Source organism: Alteromonas confluentis (assembly GCF_001757105.1).
Lineage (GTDB): Bacteria > Pseudomonadota > Gammaproteobacteria > Enterobacterales > Alteromonadaceae > Alteromonas > Alteromonas confluentis.
In genome coordinates, this window is the sequence record NZ_MDHN01000006.1 from 59,173 (window position 1) to 79,734 (window position 20,562).

Sequence of the window (20,562 nt, forward strand, 5' to 3'; positions counted from 1 at the left end):
ATATGCTAAACAATTATATGTATAGAACCCTAACATATTTAGATCAGAAAGTCGTAATGCCAATTTGCTATACAAAATAGCCGTTTTATTACATTGAAACGAAATCGTCATACTAAAAAGCCGCTCAGGAGAGCGGCTTTGGTCAGGATATGCTTATTGGATGGCTGTTTCTCGTTGAGAAGTGCAGTATCTTTCGGCGCACATCATGTCTGATTTAGCTGCCATGTTTCGCAGCGTTATGTCAGGTTCTAAAGCGATGCAATCTTCAATGAATACGCCGCCCCATCCTATAAGTTCATCTACTTCTTAAATTCAGTCAGCTTTGCACTAAATGCATCAAACACATCGACCACACCCTCTCTAGGCGTTCCACTCTTACTCAGAATGATGATGGTCAAACTAGATAGAATAAATCCTGGAACGATTTCGTACATCCAGCTACTCAAGCTTTCACCGCCAATAGTGAATGGCAGGTAAATCCAAAGCAGCACCGTAACCGCACCCACAATCATACCGCCTAGCGCTGCTCTGCGGGTCATATCACGTTTAAACAAGCTAAACAGGACGAGTGGGCCAAACGCAGCACCAAAGCCAGCCCAAGCATTACTTACCAGTGACAGAATCGTACTGTCTCTGTCGTAAGCCAGATAAATTGAAACCAGAGCAACAAGGATAACCGAACCTCGTCCAGCCAAAACTAACTCCTTGTCTGACGCATCACGACGCAGGAATGCTTGATAGAAGTCACTGGTTAATGAACTTGAGGTCACCAACAGTTGAGAGGAAATTGTGCTCATGATGGCGGCCAGAATCGCTGCCAATAGGAATCCGCCGATAAACGGGTGGAACAGCAATTGAGACAGGTGGATAAAAATGGTCTCGGGATCAATGGTGTTGCTGTTCGCGGTAACATAGGCCAGTCCGAACAGACCCGTCATCAGCGCACCAATGATAGACACAATCATCCAGCTCATACCGATACGACGCGCGGTTGGCACATCGCCCACCGAACGAATGGCCATAAAACGCACAATAATGTGCGGTTGACCAAAGTAACCTAGACCCCAGGCGAGTAAAGACACGATACCAATAAGCGACAGTGCCTCGCCGCTATCAGCATCGGTGAACGGGTCAAACAGTTGTGGGTTGATGGTTGAAACGGCGTCAACGGCTTGTCCAAATCCGCCCAGCTCCATGATCACTACAACGGGTACCATAACCAGTGACACGAACATGATACAGCCTTGCACGAAATCGGTAATACTTACCGCCATAAAGCCACCGAACAGGGTGTAGGCAACCACCACGCCGGTAGTAACATACAAACCGGTTTCATAACTGAGGCCAAATGAGCTTTCAAACAATTTACCGCCAGCTACAACGCCCGAGGAGGTGTACAGGGTAAAAAAGATGACAATTACCACAGAGGCAATAACCCGCAACAAGCGGCTGTTATCGGCAAAGCGGTTCTCAAAGTAATCGGGGAGTGTAACTGCGTTATTAGCAATTTCTGTGTAAATACGCAGGCGAGGAGCCACCAGTATATAGTTGGCGAATGCGCCAGCCACCAAGCCAACGGCTATCCAGCCAGAGGATATTCCAGATACATACATCGCACCGGGCAGACCCATTAGCATCCAGCCACTCATGTCTGACGCACCGGCAGATAACGCGGTAACCGCAGGGCCTAATTGACGACCGCCGAGCATGTAACCTTCAACGCTGGTATCTGTTTGTCGGTATGAGAATAACCCTATACCGAGCATGACCGCAAAATAGATGCCCAGGGAGATTATCGTACTTATTTCCATCGTATTCCTTCCTGTTTTTTTCTTTCATGCTAACAGGAAGTAGATACAGTCTCTATGGCAGTCTGGTTTATCTGTCGTGAAATTCGGGGCGCTTTTCTTTTCAATTATTTTAAAAACAATGGGTTACATGATTTGTTTAAACTCTGAATCGACGAACCTTACTTTCGATATTACCGCTAATATCGTTCAATTGTTCACTAAGTAACCCGACCTTGTCTGCATTTTCAGACACAGATCCTGCCAGGGAATTAATGGCTTCTACCTTCGCATTTAACCGTGTTGCGACTTGATTTTGCTCTACGGCGGAATTTGCAACCTGGGCATTCATGTCATTGATGGTTTTAACATTGGTAATGATCTTATCCAGCGCATCTATGGCCGCTGATGATTCATCAATGGTATCTGTGAGGGTTGCTCTGGTGGTTTCCATCATGCGACTGGAGTTATCTGAAGAAGATTGAAGCTCCTTAATGACTTCTTCGATTTCAGCCGTCGATGCCTGCGTGCGTTGAGCCAGTGCGCGAACTTCGTCGGCAACCACAGCAAAACCCCGGCCCATTTCACCCGCACGGGCAGCTTCGATGGCCGCGTTTAAGGCCAGCAGGTTGGTCTGTTCTGCAATTCCCTTAATCACCACCAAAATGGTGTTGATTTGGTCGCTTCTATTTTTTAACGCATTGATTTCCAGTGATGTTTCACCAATTTCTTTCCCAAGATGTTTGATTTCACCAATGGTTTTTTGAACAATATTATTACCGTTAATAGCCAACTCGTTACATTGATTGGTTTTTTCAGAGGTGATGCTGGCATTAGACGCCACTTCTTCTATCGCTTTAGTTAGTTCGGTGAGTGCCGCAGCAACCTGCGCCGTTTCTGTTTTTTGCGTGGTGGTTGAGGAATGGTTACTGCCGGCACTATTGTGGATGCCCGTAGCACATAGTTTTAAATCATTCGTGTGCTGAATGATTTCCGCAATAAGTGTTTGCAAATTACCAATAAACTGGTTGAACGCCTGAGCCAACTGACCAATTTCATCTTCGGTTTTAATTTTTAATCGCATGGTTAAATCGCCGTCACCTTTGGCGATGCCCCGTAATGCTTCTACAACCTGATTAACCGGCTTAATTACGTAGCGTCCAAGGACAAACCAGTTCACTATCTGCAAAGTAAGAAGAATAATGATCGCGAGAATGATAAACATCGCTTTCGTAGCGTTGAGTAAGCCCTCATTGCTGTCCAGTCTGAATGTGATGTCAAGCACGCCCACCTTTTGTTGACCATTCCAGATCACATCGATTTTTTTGTTCAGTACCTGATCGGTTGACGGGACGGGCGCGTTTGCGCTGGCCTTACCAATGGCTCTGCCGCGGTGGTCGTAAGCTTTTACCGTTTGCACATAGGGCAATTTAACGAAAGACGTCAGGATATTGCTGGTTAATTCCTGATCGTATGAAAACACCGGTTCCTGAAGCACCACTGCCAACATGGTGGTGGTATCTTCAATTTGTTCATCCCGCTGATGATTAAAATACATCGAGGTGAACATGTAGGCCACTATAAAAGCAATCACCATTACGGCGGCAGATACGCCAGCCAGTAAAATCATACTTCTTTGTTTAATCGACGTCATTTGTTGTCTGTTCCAAGATTAATGTGCAGATACATCCAACCAATACGCTTTTTTGTCGAGCGGTGTGTCGGCATGAAGGGCGGGATTATCAATTCTCAAAATGGTGCGTTGCTTCAAATTGGCCTTTGTCAGCACATCCTGAATCATAGGATTGCTAAAAAATAGGTCATCAAAGCTGCCATCTTCGATGGCGGTATTAAAACCGTTGTAAATTAGGTCGTGTAGCGATTGATTATCTTTCTTCACATAGAAGTACATCGCGAAGGGATAAATGAGCATGACGTTTTCGTCGATTACAAGATTAAGCTCAGGAAACCGATTTACTTCCACCCAAGGCTCGTGAACAGCCCGGGGAAAATAGTCGAACCTGCCGCCTTCTAGCATGGAGAACAAGTTGTTAAATTTGGTTGTAGTAACAAGGGGGATTTGCGCACTTTTCAGCACAGCACTATCTCCCCAAAAGCGACCCTGTCCGGCTTTTAGTTGTTTTAAATCGTTTAGCGTGTTGATGTTTTTGAACGTGCCTTTATCTTGTTCCCGAATGATAAATATTCGGTGCCCGAGTAGCCCTTTTAACGCCGGAATTCGCACAGCCAGCATGTTTTCATCTTTATCCTGAGATGCGCCGGCCCACATGATATCCATTTCACCGGTTTCGATGTCCGCCATCATTTGTGCTTCATTTTTTGCAACGGTATCAAATGCAAAATTGATATCTTCACCGGTTTTAGACAGGGCCAGTGTGAGGATATCGAGAAGTAGTTGCTCTTTCTCTTCTTCAATCTTTTTAAGCTTGACGGTCAATGCCTGAGCCTGTGATAACGGCAGGGCCAGTAATATAAGGAAAATGGCTAACGACTTAATTGATAAACGCATTAACTTCTCACGTAAACGATGGATCAGTAAGAATTGAACTTCTATAAGTTATAGACGCGTTTAAAGGTGAGTCAAGGTGAGTGCCGCCGCAAAGCGATTTTTGCGGCGACACGGCGGCGACATGAAGAGGAGTTTAGGCTGAGAAGGTAATACTGCGTTTTACTTTTTGCATGAGCGGGGCTAAGTCAGCACCTTTTTCACCCACAACCATAATACTGGCTTTTTGTAGCGCCCAGCTTTCACCATGGTACTGATTGTCAGCAAACGCGTCGGGGACGTTCTGGTCGCGTTTCTGCGGCATAATAAACACCGACATGGGGCCCTGATCTGTGTCGAGGATCAAATGTAGACTCTGCGTTGTATTCAAGTGACAATAATTCGCTACCCGCACATTACCAATGGATGACACCAATGTGCCGCCAAAACCGGCAAGCTTAGCGTTGATGAGATCCATGTTCACCGCAACCGCTGAATGAGATTGCTCGGTTTCTGAATAGCGCATGTGAGCAAGGGCTTCCTCACCTATATTTACATTAGCGCGGTGCATCACCACAGTGCCCGTCACACCTATTGTCAGAGCTATCGATGCAGCCAGACCGATGTACCAGGGTGTCCGACGTTTGTGTCGCTTTAGTTCCTCAGACTTTTGCTCCCAAATAAGTTTGTGGGCTAAATTGTCTGGGACCTGCACTTTTAATGCCTTCATCAGATCATCGTCAAATTGTTGTAGGCTATTTTTTAACTGTGCTTTGTCAGGATTTCTGGCAGCGATAACCGCAACCTCTTTGTCAGTCGTGTTTGGATTGGCGAAAACACGACGCCGAAATTCTAAATCATCCATTTTGACGACCTCTTTGCTGTGAAGATTCCTGCGCTAACATGTCTTTGAGTTGATTCCGGGCACGAAACAATCGCGTCATCACCGTGTTCTTGTTCAGTGATAGTTGTTCAGCAATTTCTTCCCCGGAGTAGCCAAATAAAAGTTGTAAAAGAAGTGGCTCCCTATAGTCCATGGGGAGGCGGGCAATTAGCACGCGCAGCTCATCAGATTCATCCTGCGGCGCAGCGTGGAAGGCATCATCAGACACACTTACATCATCTATATCGACTAGATCTAATTGTTTGCGTTCAAACCGCCGGGCATTTTCCCGTCGCACAATAGTGATAAGCCAGGATTTTGCTGACTTTTCATCTTTTAACGCGTCGAGAGAACGCCAGGCCCGCAGGAACGTTTCCTGGACCACGTCTTCGGCGATGGTTGGGTCACGGGTGAGCCAATAGGCATAGCGATAAATATCGCCATGAAAGGCATGCACCAGTGTTTCGTATCTTTGCTGTTTTTCTTTCATGCAAGAGTAGACCCGCAGCACCTGCGAAAACTTTCGTGTTTTTTAAATATTTTTAGCCTAGAGGGGTGAAGGTAAGAAGGCAATCAGAAATCTGATTGCCTTTGAAGGAAGCTGCTTACATTGACTGCTGTTGTTTAACCCATTTATCTATTTTTTGTTCCAATACAGACAGGGGAACCGGACCATCTTTTAGCACTTCATCGTGGAAGCCCGAGAGGGAAAATTTGTCTCCCAATGCGTTCTTGGCATTTTCTCGTAATTCCATGATTTTCAGCTTACCAATCATGTAAGCCGTTGCCTGGCCAGGCAGAGCAATATAACGTTCAATGGCTTTTACCACATCGTGCTTCGGGTTTGGTGTGTTATCTAGCAAATACTGAATCGCTTCTTCTCGCGACCATTGTTTGTCGTGGATGCCGGTGTCGACCACCAGACGACAAGCGCGCCAGAGCTCCATGGCAAGACGGCCAAAGTCGGAATAGGGATCTTCATAGAAACCCATATCCTTTGCCAGCTCTTCAGAATACAACCCCCAGCCCTCGGTGTAGGCGGTTGCACTCAGAAACTTCTGAAACTGAGGAATTCCCTCCAACTCCTGAGCAATAGCCCGCTGCATATGGTGGCCGGGAATGCCCTCATGAAAGGCCAACGCTTCTAATTGATAACTGGGCATGGCTTCCATGGTGAACAGATTAGCGTAATAAGTGCCCGGGCGGCTGCCATCCTGAGACGGGCTTTGATAGAAAGCTTTCCCAGCCGATTGTTCACGGAAAGGTTCTACCCGTTTCACCACCATTTCAGCTTTTGGCAGCAAACCGAAATAGTCTGGCAGCGCATCGCGCATCTTATCAACCGCAGATTTTGCATCTGCGAGATACTGCTCTCGCCCTTTATCGGTGTTTTCATAATAAAACTGCGGATCGGTACGCATGAACTCGAAAAATTCAGTCAGCGTGCCGTCAAAACCAACCTGTTGTTTAATGGTTTCCATGGCGTTGTGAATGCGCTCAACATTCTCCAAGCCTATTTGATGGATCTCGTCGGCGCTTAGGTCGGTAGTGGTGTACCAAGCAAGACGATTGGCATACCACTGTTCTGCATTGGGTAAGCGCCAAACGCCATCGCCTTCAGGTGATAACTGGCGCTGCTGGCTATATGCTGCAATGAGGTCTTGATAGGCAGGTTTAACCGATGTAACAAGGGCGGCTTTTGCCTCACCTAATAAGGTTTGTTTTTCAACGTCATCTATATCCAGTTTGTTCACTTTTTTCTGGAAATCGTCCCAGATCACAGATGGTGCTTCCGATGCGTCGAAAGGTGCGCCGGTGATCACGTTTTGCGCCGCTTTCACCATCTGGTCATAAGACCATTTTGGCGGAAACACGCCAGCTTCTTCCCGCACTTTCATCTGTTCAATAACTTGCGCAAAATATTCATCCACTTTATCGAGGCGGGAGATATAGGCTTTCGCATCGGATACATCTTTAACCTGGTGAATGTTCGCCAAGAAGCTCGGAACCTGGGTGTGCGCTGCCCGGAACTGTTGAACAATGTAGGTATGATGTCGGAACGCATCGTTTGCCAGTTCGCGGCTAAGACCATAACGATAGAGTTCTACACTGAGTTTTTCCTGTTCGCTCAGGGCGTCTGTATTAAAACCGTCGAGCTCTTCAAGACGGTTTCGCTTCAGTGCTGCGGTTTGGTCTTTATATTCATCGCTGATGTCATCCCACTCACCATAATTCCATTTTTTGCCCAGGTAACTTTGAAATTGTGGGGAACGTTTAAGATCTTCTTCAAATGTACGGGCAAAAAAGGCTTCCAGGCGTTCAGATTCGCTCTGATTTGCGATGGTTTCGGTAGGGGCTTCAACTCTGTTGTCAGCGGGGTTTTCCGGTGCAGGTGAACAAGCTGAAAGCGCTGCAACCAGCAGCGCCAGCGGGGTAAGTTTTAGGTTTCGATTTGTGCTCAAAAAGGTGTCTCCCATAGTCGTATTATTATGATTACGGAAGACACTGCATTTACGATGAACGGCCTTCCGGATAAAGCGGCGAAAGAGATGCTGTGGACGCGCTTTTTGGCTGCCCACGAACACTACTAATACGCTTTAACAGTGCCTTTCTATCCCATTGCTGCCTGTTTTCGCCATATTGACACGACAGCATGGCGTTAATCTGCGGCTGAAGTCCAGATTGAGCTAGCCAACTGTCTACCGACTGTGACGAGTTGAGAGTTTTCAGGTGACAGATAACCCAACGGTGCAACGCCTGCTGAATTTGCCCGGGGGTTCCCGTTTCGATAGTTTTAGAAAGTGTGTTGAACGCTTCCTTTTCACTACTATTAAAGGTGCTTGCGGACGGGCTCGTAATTTGAGGCCGTTCTGCCTGATTACGTTTGAAGTACAGAACAGTCATTACCCATCCAACAATGGTAAGTAGCCACAATGATGCAAAGACATAAATCCAGAGCATAGAAACGCCGCTTTGCGATTCACCGCTCACTATTGAAGGGGGCGTTTGTGCTGCAGGCTCTTTGGAGGCCGGTTGGGGCGTAGCCGCGGGCTGCTGTATCGCTGGAGCGGCAGGTGTTGCGCTGGCAGCAGCAGGGGCAACTTCTATGGAACGAGCAGGTAAAGTTGCGTATTCGGTATTGCCCGTTTTCACGTTAAACCAAGGCACTTTCACTTCAGGCAACACGAATTTTCCGGCCTTTGTGGGAATCATCGCCAGGGTTTCTACGCGGTTCGCAATCAGGTGATTGCCACGGTTAATTGTCGCTGTGTTGGCCTGATCAGGATACAACTTAAAGTCAGGCGGATACATTTGCGGCAGTTCAGGCAGTTGTTCTTCTACCACACCATCCGCCGTTAGCGTAATTGTGCGGGTAACCGGCTCGCCAACAGTAAACGCTTCCTGTTCCGGCCATTCTTCGTTAATCGCCACATATTCACTGGGTAACCAATAATAATCGATATCGGATGGGATAGGTTTTACGTTAATTGAGATATCCGGACCCCGGCGATTAATACGTTTGGTACGATTAAAAAAACCAAAGCGGGCGTTAGGGTCTTCTGCCAACACTTCACCACTAAAAACAGGCCCACGGATGGTAAAAGTCCCTGATGATTGAGGCACCACAGCAAAGTTTCGTTCAATGACTTGATAGCGTTTGCCATTCACAATATCAGTGTATTGTTTGTCTTCACCTAATTGCTGGATTTGTGCATTTTCAAGTTCTGGTGCTTGCAGGCTACCGCGCTCAATGTTTGAAGCCAGGTAAAGTTTCGTGGTGTACAGAATTTGTTGCTGCAAATACACATCACTCGATTTTACATTAGTGGTGAGATAATAGTCGCGGGCAGGTTCATCGCTACCAGACTGCACGGGAATGACTCGAACGGTAATCGGTTTGGTTTTTTTGCCTTCAATGTCGATGGCGGGAATCGTGAAATTTCCTTCGCCACGAGGAAATAGGGTGGTGGTCCAGGTTACGGTTTCCTGTTTATCAAAATTGATAATCCGCGTATTGGAACTTACCGATGTACGGCCGACCACGAAGTCTCCCAGCAGTGCTGAGCTATCGAATGCTTCCCGTGCCGGATCGCCTTCTGCCACTACCGTCAGTTGAATGGCTTCATCCACCATCACCGGGTTCTTGTCTATCGTTGCTTCAACGCGGGTGACGTCTGCAACTGCCGACTGCATCACCAGAAAAAGCGTTAAACCTAATCCAATCAGTTTTTTCATTTGCTACCACTCACTCCGGTTTGACGGCGGTCCCTGACGACGGCGCTGCTGCGCTTCCAATTGCATTTTACGTTTCAGCAAAAATGCCGGGTCGTCGGGAATTCGCTTCATCAAATTATCCAGTCTTTGCATTTTTTCTTTCTCTTCATCAGTCAGTTCAGCGGGTTGTGCCTGAGCTTGTTGAGCCTGCTGTTCACCTTCCTGTTCCTGCTCGTCACCAGGTTGTTCACCTTGTTGTTGCTCTTGCTCCGGTTCACCCTGTTCAGACTCGTTGGATTGCTGATCTTGCTGCTGTTGATTATCTTGTTCAGATTCATCCTGCTGACCGTTCTGCTGCTCTTGTTGCGACGAATCCTGTTGACTATTTTGTTGTTGCTGTTGGTCTTGCTGCTGATTGTCGCTTTGTTGCTGATCTTGGTTTTGCTGCTGGTCCTGACCGTCTTGATTTTGCTGATCTTGATTCTTTTCCTGATCATCCTGCTGTTGCTGATCTTGACGCTCTTGCTGTTCCTGTTGCTCTTGCTGTTTTTTCATTTCTTCCAGCAACGCCTTATTGGCTTTCGCATCGGCATGAGCTGGATCACGGGCCAGTACTTCATCGTATCGCTGAATAGCATCATCAAGCTCACTAAGTTGAGCCAGCGCATTGCCTTGATTGTAAAGTGCCTCTGTACTGTCAGATTGCGAGAATTGCTTCAGCGCTTCCTCATAATTGCCGGCATTGTATGCAGCGGAGCCTTTCCATAGCGCGGATTGGAATGTGTCTTCAGCCGTTTGATAATTCTCGGCGGAATATTCCTTTAAACCCTGCTGGTCGCGATTAAGAAACGGCTTCTCATACCATAGGGTGGCGGGAACTTCCGGTTCTGAAGCGGCTTGCTGGTCTTGGTTTACTATCGTCGGCATCGATTGTGCAAATGCAGGTTGGGGGGCTGACAAGAACATCGGCGTCAAAAGCAGTGCAATCAAAACCCCGCGACGGAAGGCGTAAGCAGCAAAGGGCAGCAATACAATCAGTAACCAGGGGCCAAGTTCCGCCCATTGGTCGCCATCCTGATTGGTTTGTTCATCGGTTTCCTCTGCATCTGCACGCAATACCTGCCGTTGGGTTAGCGCACGAATGTCAGATTCATCAGCGGTGAATTTACGATAAGTACCACCACTTGTATTGGCGATTGCCTTTAACTGTTGACCACGTAATTTAGGAATAACAATCTGGCCACGCTGGTCTTTCACCAGTTGCCCATCTAACTGACGAATCGGCGCGCCTTCTTCGGTACCGATACCTAGCACGTTCACCGTAAACGGAAGGTCATTGATGAGGTCTTGTAAGTCCTGTGTCTGTGACAGAGTAATCCCATCGGTGACCCAGTAAATGTTGCCACTTTGATAGCCCGCATTAGACAGCAATTCTGCAGCCGCCTGAATACCAGAGTAGGGATCGCTTCCCGGTACCGGCATGATTTCCGGGCTCAAGCTTGGCAACAACGCAGTAATATTGGCCGCGTCAGAAGTTAACGGGCTAATGGTGAATGCATCACCAGCATATGCCACCAGGCCCATTTCACCCTCATCAATGGTATTGATAAGGTCAATAGCTTTATATTTTGCCCGGGTTAATCTGTCGGGTGTCACATCGGTAGCACGCATAGATAACGACATGTCAATTAACACCACATTACCTTGCTGCACCTGAAAAACCGGTTGCGGCAAACGCTCCCAAGTGGGTCCAGCAAGAGCAACTACTGCCAGCAACCAGCCCCAGCCGAGCAGGCTTAATGAAGCTTGTTTTTTCGCAATAGCCTTTCCTGAAATCAGATGGTCGTAGAGATGTGGCGGAATGACACTTTGCCAACCAGACTGACTTTTGCGGTAGCGCTTAATCAGCAGTAGCATCACCAGCAGCGGGATGAGTGCAATAAACCATTCGGGCCTTAAGAAATGGAAATCTTGTAGTGGAAAATTCATGCCCCACCTCCTGAGCGCGCCTGACCACGTAAACGGTAGCCCATATTTCTCAAGCAATAAATCAGTGCGGGCAGGGCAGATAGCAACAGCCCTAACGCAAGGGGATAGAAGAATAATGCTGTGCGAGGCCGTAATTTCCTCGCTTCGCCTTTTATGGGTTCAAGTTGGTCCAACGTCTGATAAATATTTTCCAGCTCTTCGGCATTGCGCGCTCTGAAATACTGCCCACCAGTAGATTCGGCTAAATCAGTCAGCATGGCTTCATCCAGTTCCTGAGAAGGGTTTACCTGACGGCTGCCAAAAAAGCTGCGAATAAGCATTTCGTCGGCGCCTACACCGATGGTGTATAACGTCGCACCACTTTCCACTGCGAGTTCTTTTGCCTGTGCCGGGGTAATGTTACCCGCGGTGTTTTGTCCGTCTGTGAGCAGAATCACCACATTATTAGATTCGTCACGTTGCTTGAAACGTTTTACTGCCAGGCCGATGGCATCACCAATAGCCGTTTGTTCACCCACCAATCCGATGACCGATTCGTCGAGCAAGTCAGCGACAGTTTGACGGTCATACGTTAGTGGCGCTTGCAAATAAGCCGTGTCGGCAAAAAGAATTAAACCGAGGCGATCGCCAACCCGGCGTTTGATAAAGTCGTGCAACACAGATTTAATCATGGTCAACCGGTTAACCTGTCGACCATTTACTTCCATGTCGTCTATTTTCATACTGCCGGACAAATCGACGGCCAGCATAAGCTCGCGTCCTTCATCGGGAATGCTTACCGGCTCTCCTAACCACTGTGGACGTGCTGCTGCGAAAACCAGGCATAACCACGCCAGCAGGGCGATAATTAACATCCATTTGGAACGAGCCGGTTTACGGCCGCTGGCCGTTTCACCTGGAAGTAATGCGGGTACTCGCAACGATGCGCCTTCCGAGCGCGGAACCGCAGGAAGTAATAAAAACAGGAGTGGTAAAGGCAAGGCAAACCACACCCACCACCAAGCAAATTCAAACATGAGTAGCAGGCTCCCTGACTGAACGACGTAAGGAGAATGAGTAAATATTGGCGTGGCGAATCCAGTGGGATACCGCGACTTTAATTTTCGATGTCTGCTGCGAGTTGGCCGCTGATTTCTGATAGAGCAGCGTATTCATGTCAGTGAAAGGTTGCTCTGTAGCGGCTTGATGTTTTTCCGGCAACCGCTTCATGAGATAGATTGTCCACTGATCACCATACATTGATGCCACATTGGAGGCACTATCGTAGTGGCGACTGACGCGTTTTAATATCTGATTCAACGTGGCAATGGCGTCTGGCGATTCGGGATCTATTTGTTCAACCAGCAATAACGCCTGACGCTTTGCCAGGGTAAATTGACGGTAACGTTTCCAAAGCAAAATGCTGCTTACAATCAACAGTATGACCGCGATGATAATAACCCACCAACCCCAGGCCAGAGGCCAGGCGCTGACATCCGTCGGCGTGTGGATGGCTTTTAATTGATCAAGCGGGTTTGGTGCTGCAGTTTGTGGCATTACCTGCGCCCTCCTAATGCTTCCATTTGCTGATCGAGGGGGAGTCCGGCAGAAATTCGGCTGTACTTTACCAATTTGGACTTGAAGGTTTTTTCTATGTTCACGCTAACGCTGTCACGCCATTGACTGTATCGCTTGTTCAGCGATTTATCACCTAGCAACCAACTTTGATCGGTAAACCCATCCGTCACACTGACCTGTTGTGCTATTGCCACATCTGGCAGTGAGAAATCCATGGGGTCGTCAACCCGAATTGCTTGCACATCGCAGTGTCGGGCTATGTGGCTAAGCGGTTGCTCGGCACTTTGCTGTAAACTTTCGAAGTCGGAAATTAAATACACCAGACTGCCAGGCTTCGCCAAACGACGCAGTCGCATGCAGGCATCGGTAAATGCGCCGGAATTGTGGTTTGCTGCAGGACTACTTTGTACACGGATAAGCTCGTGGCACATGGATAAAACGGCGCGTTGACGAGACAGCGGTTTGCACTCCCGGTGCATGTCATCGTTGAAGATGAGCGCGCCAACTTTATCGCCACGGGCTGCGGCAGCCCAACTCAGTAAGGCTGCAATATGCGCTGCTTGTACGGATTTCAGCAACAACTGACTACCAAATTGCATACTGGCGGTTAGGTCACACAGTATGAATACAGGGCGCTCTCGTTCTTCACGATAAATTTTGGTATGCGTTTTACCGGTACGTGCTGTCACCCGCCAGTCAATGGCACGAATGTCATCGCCGGGCAGGTAATGACGTGCTTCGTCAAACTCCATACCGCGGCCTTTTTGACGACTGAGATAGCCGCCAGACATCATTGCCCTGGGCGGTGACATAGGTTTCTGATTCAGAAGACGGGTAAGTTGTTGATATCGTATTAACTCCGGGAGAGACAGATGTACCCCGTCGGTTTTTAACGATGCCAGTGCCTGTTGTGCTGCTGTCATGATCTTAAGGCACTGCTACCAAACGCAGAATGTTATCGAGTACCTGATCAACGGTAACGCCCTCGGCTTCCGCTTCGTAAGATAAAATCATACGATGACGCAATACATTGTGCGCAACGGCTTGAATATCGTCCGGGCCTACAAAGTCACGACCTGCCAACCAAGCATGGGCCCGCGCACAGCGATCAAGAGCGATGGTTGCGCGGGGGCTCACACCCATTTCAATCCAGTCGGCCATTTTCGGGTCGAATGCAGCTGGCGTTCGGGTGGCCATAATGATTTGAACCAAATACTCTTCAAGCTCTGGTGCCATGTGCAGTGACAAGGCATCATTACGTGCCTTGAAAATATCATCCTGACTGAGTGAAGGGGCCTGTACCGGCGCCTTTTTTAAATCTTCGTCGCGAGTAAGACGGAGTATCGATAATTCTGTTTCTGCACCGGGATAGTCAATCGTCACGTGCATCAGAAAACGGTCAAGTTGAGCCTCAGGCAGCGGATACGTACCTTCTTGCTCGAGCGGGTTTTGCGTAGCCATCACCAAAAATAACGGCGACAGTTTATAGGTTTTATTGCCTACGGTAATTTGTCGCTCTGCCATGGCCTCAAGCAACGCAGACTGCACTTTTGCTGGCGCCCGGTTAATTTCATCAGCCAGAACCAGGTTGTGAAAAAGGGGGCCTTGCTGAAACACGAATTCGCCGGTTTCAGGGCGGTAAATATCTGTACCAGTCAAGTCTGCGGGTAGCAGATCAGGGGTAAACTGCACTCGGTGGAAATTGCCATCGATGCCATTGGCAAGGGCATTAATCGCACGGGTTTTTGCCAAGCCGGGAGGGCCCTCAACCAGCATATGACCATCTGCCAGTAAGGCGATAAGCAAACTTTTTGTAAGCTCTGACTGTCCGATGATCTGAGTATCCAGATAGCGATGTAGCTGTTGAAACTGCTCTGCAGACATAGTGATTCAATCCACTTTTTATTTTTCAAATTTATTCACAACGGTGAAATACAAGTTACCGCCGTGGCGCTCTGTGCGACCGTGCAAACGAACGATTAAATATTTAACGGGTTAAGCTAACCTTTTACACCGATGAAATAGTACCTATACATAATAAGGGTCCATTCCTTTGCTTCAAGTCGTTATCAGAAAAATATCCTAAACCTTAATTGCGTGTTGTGATGTTGCGAAACCGTATTGGTTTCAAACTCTTGGATAAGGTAACTATTTTTCAGGACAAACAGCAGGCACGGGATATTTGCTATTTTGTTCATAGTTTGTAAAAATCAATATCTTTACAGGTCAGACCACTTAGGTCACACATATCAGGTGCTTTATGACAGTTAAACAATCAGTCACGACACGAAACGGTGACAGGATCGCGATTGTCGCGGGATTACGTACCCCTTTTGCCAAAATGGCAACCTATTTCCACGGCGTGCCTGCCGTCGACCTCGGCAAGATGGTCGTGAATGAACTGCTTATCAGAAACAACGTTGAAGCCTCATTAGTAGAGCAGGTGGTTTATGGTCAGGTTGTGCAGATGCCAGAAGCGCCGAACATCGCTCGCGAAATTGTGTTGGGTACCGGCATGAATGTGCACACCGATGCTTACAGCGTTTCCCGCGCCTGTGCTACCAGTTTTCAAAGCACGGTGAGTATTGCAGAAAGTATGATGGCCGGAAATATTGAAGTGGGAGTGGCCGGTGGTGCCGACTCAACGTCAGTGTCTCCAATTGGTGTGTCTAAGAAATTAGCGCGGGCGCTGGTGGATTTACAGAAAGCCAAAACCATGGGCCAAAAATGGGCCATTGTTAAACGCCTTGGGTTAAAAGACTTATTACCCGTGCCGCCTGCTGTAGCCGAGTACTCCACGGGTTTATCCATGGGGCAGACCGCCGAGCAGATGGCCAAATCACACGGTATTAGCCGTCAGGCACAGGATGAATTAGCGCATCGCTCTCATTCGCTGGCAGCGGAGAGTTGGAACGAAGGTAAGCTGGATAGCGAAGTGATGACGGCTTACGCTGAACCCTTCAAAGGATTTCTTGGAAAAGATAACAACGTGCGCTTTGATTCTAAGCTGGAAGGCTATGCCAAACTGCGTCCGGTGTTCGATAAAAAGTACGGTTCTGTTACTGCGGCAAACGCCACGCCACTTACCGATGGTGCTTCAGCTGTATTGATGATGACAGAGAGTAAAGCAAAAGCACTGGGCTTCACGCCTTTAGGCTACATTCGTAGTTATGCGTTTGCGGCAATTGACGTGTGGGAAGACATGCTCATGGGGCCATCTTACGCCACGCCCATGGCCTTAGACCGTGCAGGTATGACCCTAAACGACCTTACTTTGATTGAAATGCACGAAGCGTTTGCGGCACAGACGTTGGCCAACGTTAAGATGTTTGCAAGCGATAAGTTTGCACGGGAAAAACTGGGCCGTGATAAAGCCACCGGCGAAATCGATATGGACAAATTTAATGTCATGGGTAGCTCAATCGCTTACGGACACCCGTTTGCAGCCACAGGTACCCGAATGATCACGCAAATGCTGAATGAACTACAACGTCGTGGCGGCGGTAGCGGTCTGTTGACGGCTTGTGCGGCGGGCGGCTTAGGTGCAGCAATGATTGTGGAGACAGAATAATGAGTGAACAGGACATGCAAAAAAACACCGTTGCTGAGCAGACAAACGCCTTCACGTTGACAAAGCAGGATAACGGCGTTGCCATACTAACCATGGATGTACCCGGCGAATCCATGAACACATTGAAGGCGGCGTTTGGCGATGAAATCTCCGCCATGCTGGATGAAATTGATGCCGACAGCAGTATAAAAGGCGTGGTATTAACAAGTGGCAAGCCTTCATCGTTTGTTGCAGGTGCGGATATCACGATGTTAGCGGCCTGCGAAACCGAGAAAGATGCGCGTGCATTGGCAGCGGGAGGTCAGGCAGTCTTCGATAGAATCGAAAAGATGCGCGCGACCTTTGTTGCCGCCATACATGGCCCGGCATTAGGTGGTGGACTGGAACTGGCACTGGCTTGTCATTACCGCATTTGTTCTGATTCGCCAAAAACGCAGCTTGGATTGCCTGAAGTTCAGCTAGGTTTGTTACCCGGTAGTGGCGGGACACAGCGTTTACCTCGTCTTATTGGTGTACAGCAAGCCATGAAAATGATGCTAACGGGCTCAGCAGCCCGGGCTAAGCAGGCCAAGAAGTATGGCATTGTGGATGACATGGTGCCGCAAAGTGTGCTGTTGGAAGTGGCGCAGAAGTTTGCTTTAAAAGGCAAACCTAAACGTGAAGCACCGCAAAAAGGCCTGGTTAACAAAGCGCTGGAGCAGAACAGCTTTGGTCGTAACATCTTATTTAAAAAGGCCCGTGAACAAACATTTTCGAAAACCAAAGGTAATTACCCGGCACCAGGCATGATTATCGATGTTATCGAAACGGGTTTAAATGAGGGGATGAGAGCAGGGCTTCAGGCCGAGGCTGATGCGTTTGGCAAACTGGTGATGACGCCAGAGTCGTTTCAACTGCGTCAAATTTTCTTTGCTACCACCGACATGAAAAAGGAACACGGTGTAGAGGGCGTTAAGCCCGCTAAAGTCGGAAAAATTGGTGTTCTTGGTGGCGGTTTGATGGGCGGCGGTATTGCTTACGTCACTGCGACAAAAGCCAATGTGCCTGTGCGCATCAAAGATGTTCGCGAAGACGGTATCGCCAATGCCATGAAGTACAGTTATGACATTCTGAACAAAGAAGTGAAAAAACGCTTCATGCTTAACAGTGAAATGCAAAAACAACTATCTCTACTCACCGGTAGTCTGAACTATAACGGGTTTCAGGATGCAGACATGGTGATTGAGGCGGTATTCGAAGATTTATCACTGAAGCAGCAAATGGTGTCAGACGTTGAGCGTCACTGTAAGCCTGAAACCATCTTTGCATCGAATACATCGTCGATTCCGATCACCGATATCGCCGCTAAGGCCGCTCGCCCAGAAAATGTGATTGGACTTCACTATTTCTCGCCAGTGGACAAAATGCCCTTGGCTGAAGTTATTGCGCACGAGCAGACATCGGATGAAACCATATCGACTACGGTGGAATTTGCCCGTAAACAGGGGAAAACGCCTGTTGTGGTGAAAGACGGAGCCGGCTTCTATGTCAACCGTATTCTGGCGCCTTACATGAACGAAGCGGCATGTTTGCTGCTGGCAGGCGAGCCTGTGGACCATATCGACAAGTCTCTAGTGAAGTTTGGCTTTCCGGTAGGGCCGGTGAAGTTGCTGGATGAAGTGGGCATTGATGTAGGCACTAAGATCATTCCTTTCCTGGTTGAGCAGTTTGGCTCGCGATTCGAAGCGCCGGGCGCATTCGATAAAGTCCTGGCAGATGACCGCAAAGGTAAGAAGAACGGCAAAGGCTTCTATGTATACAGCGGTAAAAAGCCAGGTAAAGAAGTAGACGAGAGCATTTACTCTGTACTGGGTGTTTCACCGTCGAAAAAGCTAAGTGAAAAAGCGATTGCAGAGCGCTGCGTACTGATGATGCTGAACGAGGCGGCTCGCTGCCTTGATGAGGGCGTAATTCGCAGCGCCAGAGATGGCGATATTGGTGCCATATTTGGTATTGGTTTTCCGCCTTTCCTTGGCGGCCCCTTCAGATACATGGATAGCCTGGGTGTACAGAATGTCGTCAATAAGCTGACACAACTTAGTGAAACGGTGGATCAGAAATTTGCACCAGCAGAAACCCTGGTGAAAATGGAAAGTGATCAAAAAACGTTTTACTAATGTTTAAATAATGTAAAAAACCGGGCTTGACCCGGTTTTTTTATGCTAAAAGCTTATTTAACTGGCTTTTCTCACTGATTTGAGTAAAATTCGCTCGCTTTGTTTATTTTGTAGTCAATTAATTGACGCGACGAATCAAGAGGTTACTGTCATGGGATTATTAATTCTGGCTGTGGGTGTATTAATGCTAAGTGCAGTGGCTTTTTATGTGGCAGCGTTTGAAGCAGGTATGAATGCGAAGCGATGGGCGGTAGCCGGTTTAATACTTGGTCCCGCATTGTTTCCGCTGTTTAACATGAAGCGTTACTTATTGTGGCGTCAGATTGTTGGCTTCCGGAATCCTATCTTGCCAGCCTAATTGCTATTTCGCCCTAGAGGCCATCTATATGGCTGAGAACTCATAGTTCGTGGGCATGCTAAGCGAACTAACTACTAATTTCAGATACAAAAAAAGCCAGAAGATTCTTAATGCCAGTCAGTTAAGCTGACTGGCTTTTTTCTTTGTGGGGTATTTAGTCGGTTTTTTCCTCACCGCTCTTGGGTAATATCTGTCTGGACGTTTGTCGGGCAACCTCATCATTCTCAGAGATTCCATCAGATATTCATAGTGAACGGGCAGCTTAGTAACGGTTTCCGGAATGGTTGACAGGAAGAATACAATAATGTGTCTCATGCATAAGCCGAAGCTGAGTCGGGACGGAGATAGCTCCGGCATATCTTTGACAGCATCCAGCATCATCATTCGAATCAGGTTGTAGGCGAGTAATAGCCCCCAGAGCTCCTGTCGTACCATCTCCGGCTTCTTGCTTCGGAGTGTCAGTTTTGCCTGATGCATCGTTTGTTTCATTTCCCTGAAGCCCAGCTCTATTTCCCAGCGTTGAACATACACATCGACAACTTCGTCATAGGGAAACTGTAGCGCATTGACCATTGAACTAAGCACACGGTAAGTCTTTCCATCGACTTCATAGCTGGTCAATCTCGCTTCGAGGGTCTCAGGTAAGCCACTAAATTTTTTTCTGGCCTGGGGCGAGGTTTTCAGTGTGACAACAGCATCATGGTCGCTTAGTTGATGCTTTACTGTGTACTGTAAATCTTTACGAGCAGGCAGCATCCAGTGGGTATTCACACCTTTAGTCATCCATAGATGGAGTAATCCCAACGAGTAATATCCTCTGTCAAAGAGAGTCAGGGAGTTATCTGGCACCGAAGGAACAAGGCGCTCTGCAAGTGACATCTCGCCGACATCACGACTGTCGAATTCACTGGCTAATAGAAGATGGCTGGACGTTTCCATCAGGCTGCACATGCGTACCTGCGGATAAGGATTATCACCTTTAGCATTCCGGTCACAACCAAATGTATCAAGATTCTCATTGGTATCCTGCGCACGGAACATCACACCATCAACCGCCAGGACATTTAAACCACACCACTGTTCAAAGGCATACTCTCCAAATGCTCGCTGTGCCATTAACTTAAAGACGTGACCGACAGCTTCCTCCCCCAGTCGTTGCCGGGCTTGCACCACCGCACTGGGCGCAACAAAGCGGTTTTTACCCGGCAGCGAAACATCGAGTTTATTCGCGACATCCCAGACAGGGTCGTTACGGAAGAGGCTCATTCCCACAATCGTAAAAACGACGGAATCCAGCGGCAACCGGCGACGTCTGACGGTCGCTACACCCGATAAATCATAAGCTTGCTGGAGCAGTTCAGGGTCAACAAAAGACATGAGCTTATCAATAGTATTCAAATCTTCAGCATGACTGAATGTTTCATCGAGGTTGGAAAGTAAAGGCATAAAAAAATCCGATATCAGAAACTGATATCGGATTTTGAAGCCTTTAAAAGATCGGTCAACCGATCATGAAAATATTCTTAACTGATCGGCATTA

16 protein-coding genes are annotated in these 20,562 nt (G+C 47.9%); 3 read left to right on the top strand and 13 right to left on the bottom strand.

The annotated features are described in order from the left end of the window. Positions 1 to 299: 299 nt before the first annotated feature. From putP to BFC18_RS02870, 12 genes are all read right to left on the bottom strand, one after another. Positions 300 to 1,811 carry a sodium/proline symporter PutP gene (gene putP / locus BFC18_RS02815; protein ID WP_070123679.1) on the bottom strand — a complete coding sequence of 504 codons (1,512 nt, stop codon included), beginning with the start codon at positions 1,809 to 1,811 and terminating at the stop codon, positions 300 to 302. Between the two features lie 136 nt (positions 1,812 to 1,947). Continuing rightward, positions 1,948 to 3,441 carry a methyl-accepting chemotaxis protein gene (locus tag BFC18_RS02820; RefSeq protein WP_083272887.1) on the bottom strand — a complete coding sequence of 498 codons (1,494 nt, stop codon included), beginning with the start codon at positions 3,439 to 3,441 and terminating at the stop codon, positions 1,948 to 1,950. Positions 3,442 to 3,459: 18 nt separating this feature from the next. Beyond that, positions 3,460 to 4,317, bottom strand: a complete 858-nt coding sequence (locus BFC18_RS02825; protein ID WP_070123681.1) for a type 2 periplasmic-binding domain-containing protein — start codon at positions 4,315 to 4,317, stop codon at positions 3,460 to 3,462. Between the two features lie 133 nt (positions 4,318 to 4,450). Further along, positions 4,451 to 5,158 (bottom strand): DUF3379 family protein, encoded by a 708-nt coding sequence (locus BFC18_RS02830; protein WP_070123682.1) that lies wholly within the window; start codon positions 5,156 to 5,158, stop codon positions 4,451 to 4,453. Further along, positions 5,151 to 5,666 carry a sigma-70 family RNA polymerase sigma factor gene (locus BFC18_RS02835; protein WP_070123683.1) on the bottom strand — a complete coding sequence of 172 codons (516 nt, stop codon included), beginning with the start codon at positions 5,664 to 5,666 and terminating at the stop codon, positions 5,151 to 5,153. The genes BFC18_RS02830 and BFC18_RS02835 overlap by 8 nt, the downstream gene beginning before the upstream one ends. A gap of 115 nt (positions 5,667 to 5,781) precedes the next feature. Next, positions 5,782 to 7,638, bottom strand: coding sequence for a DUF885 domain-containing protein (locus tag BFC18_RS02840; protein WP_245680325.1), 1,857 nt, complete (start codon positions 7,636 to 7,638; stop codon positions 5,782 to 5,784). 49 nt (positions 7,639 to 7,687) lie between these two features. Then, complete coding sequence (locus BFC18_RS02845; protein ID WP_070123685.1) at positions 7,688 to 9,412, bottom strand: BatD family protein; 1,725 nt, start codon at positions 9,410 to 9,412, stop codon at positions 7,688 to 7,690. 3 nt (positions 9,413 to 9,415) lie between these two features. Further along, the gene (locus tag BFC18_RS02850) at positions 9,416 to 11,380 is read right to left on the bottom strand and encodes a vWA domain-containing protein (RefSeq protein WP_070123686.1); all 1,965 of its coding nucleotides are present in this window, start codon (positions 11,378 to 11,380) and stop codon (positions 9,416 to 9,418) included. Further along, a complete protein-coding gene (locus BFC18_RS02855; RefSeq protein WP_070123687.1) occupies positions 11,377 to 12,396 on the bottom strand; it encodes a vWA domain-containing protein in 1,020 nt (339 codons plus the stop codon). The genes BFC18_RS02850 and BFC18_RS02855 overlap by 4 nt, the downstream gene beginning before the upstream one ends. Beyond that, the gene (locus BFC18_RS02860) at positions 12,389 to 12,916 is read right to left on the bottom strand and encodes a DUF4381 domain-containing protein (protein WP_070123688.1); all 528 of its coding nucleotides are present in this window, start codon (positions 12,914 to 12,916) and stop codon (positions 12,389 to 12,391) included. The genes BFC18_RS02855 and BFC18_RS02860 overlap by 8 nt, the downstream gene beginning before the upstream one ends. Further along, positions 12,916 to 13,860, bottom strand: a complete 945-nt coding sequence (locus BFC18_RS02865) for a DUF58 domain-containing protein (protein WP_070123689.1) — start codon at positions 13,858 to 13,860, stop codon at positions 12,916 to 12,918. The genes BFC18_RS02860 and BFC18_RS02865 overlap by 1 nt, the downstream gene beginning before the upstream one ends. Before the next feature lie 4 nt (positions 13,861 to 13,864). Beyond that, entirely contained in the window at positions 13,865 to 14,821 is a 957-nt protein-coding gene (locus tag BFC18_RS02870) for an AAA family ATPase (RefSeq protein ID WP_070123690.1), read from the bottom strand. A 376-nt stretch (positions 14,822 to 15,197) separates the two neighbouring features. On the opposite strand from BFC18_RS02870, the gene fadI reads away from it, so the two are divergent. The 3 genes from fadI to BFC18_RS02885 all read left to right on the top strand — a co-directional run bounded on the left by fadI (position 15,198) and on the right by BFC18_RS02885 (position 19,022). Beyond that, complete coding sequence (gene fadI, locus BFC18_RS02875) at positions 15,198 to 16,508, top strand: acetyl-CoA C-acyltransferase FadI (protein ID WP_070123691.1); 1,311 nt, start codon at positions 15,198 to 15,200, stop codon at positions 16,506 to 16,508. Next, the gene (gene fadJ / locus BFC18_RS02880) at positions 16,508 to 18,664 is read left to right on the top strand and encodes a fatty acid oxidation complex subunit alpha FadJ (protein WP_083272888.1); all 2,157 of its coding nucleotides are present in this window, start codon (positions 16,508 to 16,510) and stop codon (positions 18,662 to 18,664) included. Before fadI ends, fadJ begins: the two co-directional genes overlap by 1 nt. Before the next feature lie 151 nt (positions 18,665 to 18,815). Beyond that, entirely contained in the window at positions 18,816 to 19,022 is a 207-nt protein-coding gene (locus tag BFC18_RS02885) for a hypothetical protein (RefSeq protein ID WP_070123692.1), read from the top strand. Between the two features lie 117 nt (positions 19,023 to 19,139). On the opposite strand, the gene BFC18_RS02890 is transcribed toward BFC18_RS02885, so the two are convergent. Beyond that, complete coding sequence (locus tag BFC18_RS02890; protein WP_070123693.1) at positions 19,140 to 20,468, bottom strand: IS4 family transposase; 1,329 nt, start codon at positions 20,466 to 20,468, stop codon at positions 19,140 to 19,142. Between the last annotated feature and the right edge of the window lie 94 nt (positions 20,469 to 20,562).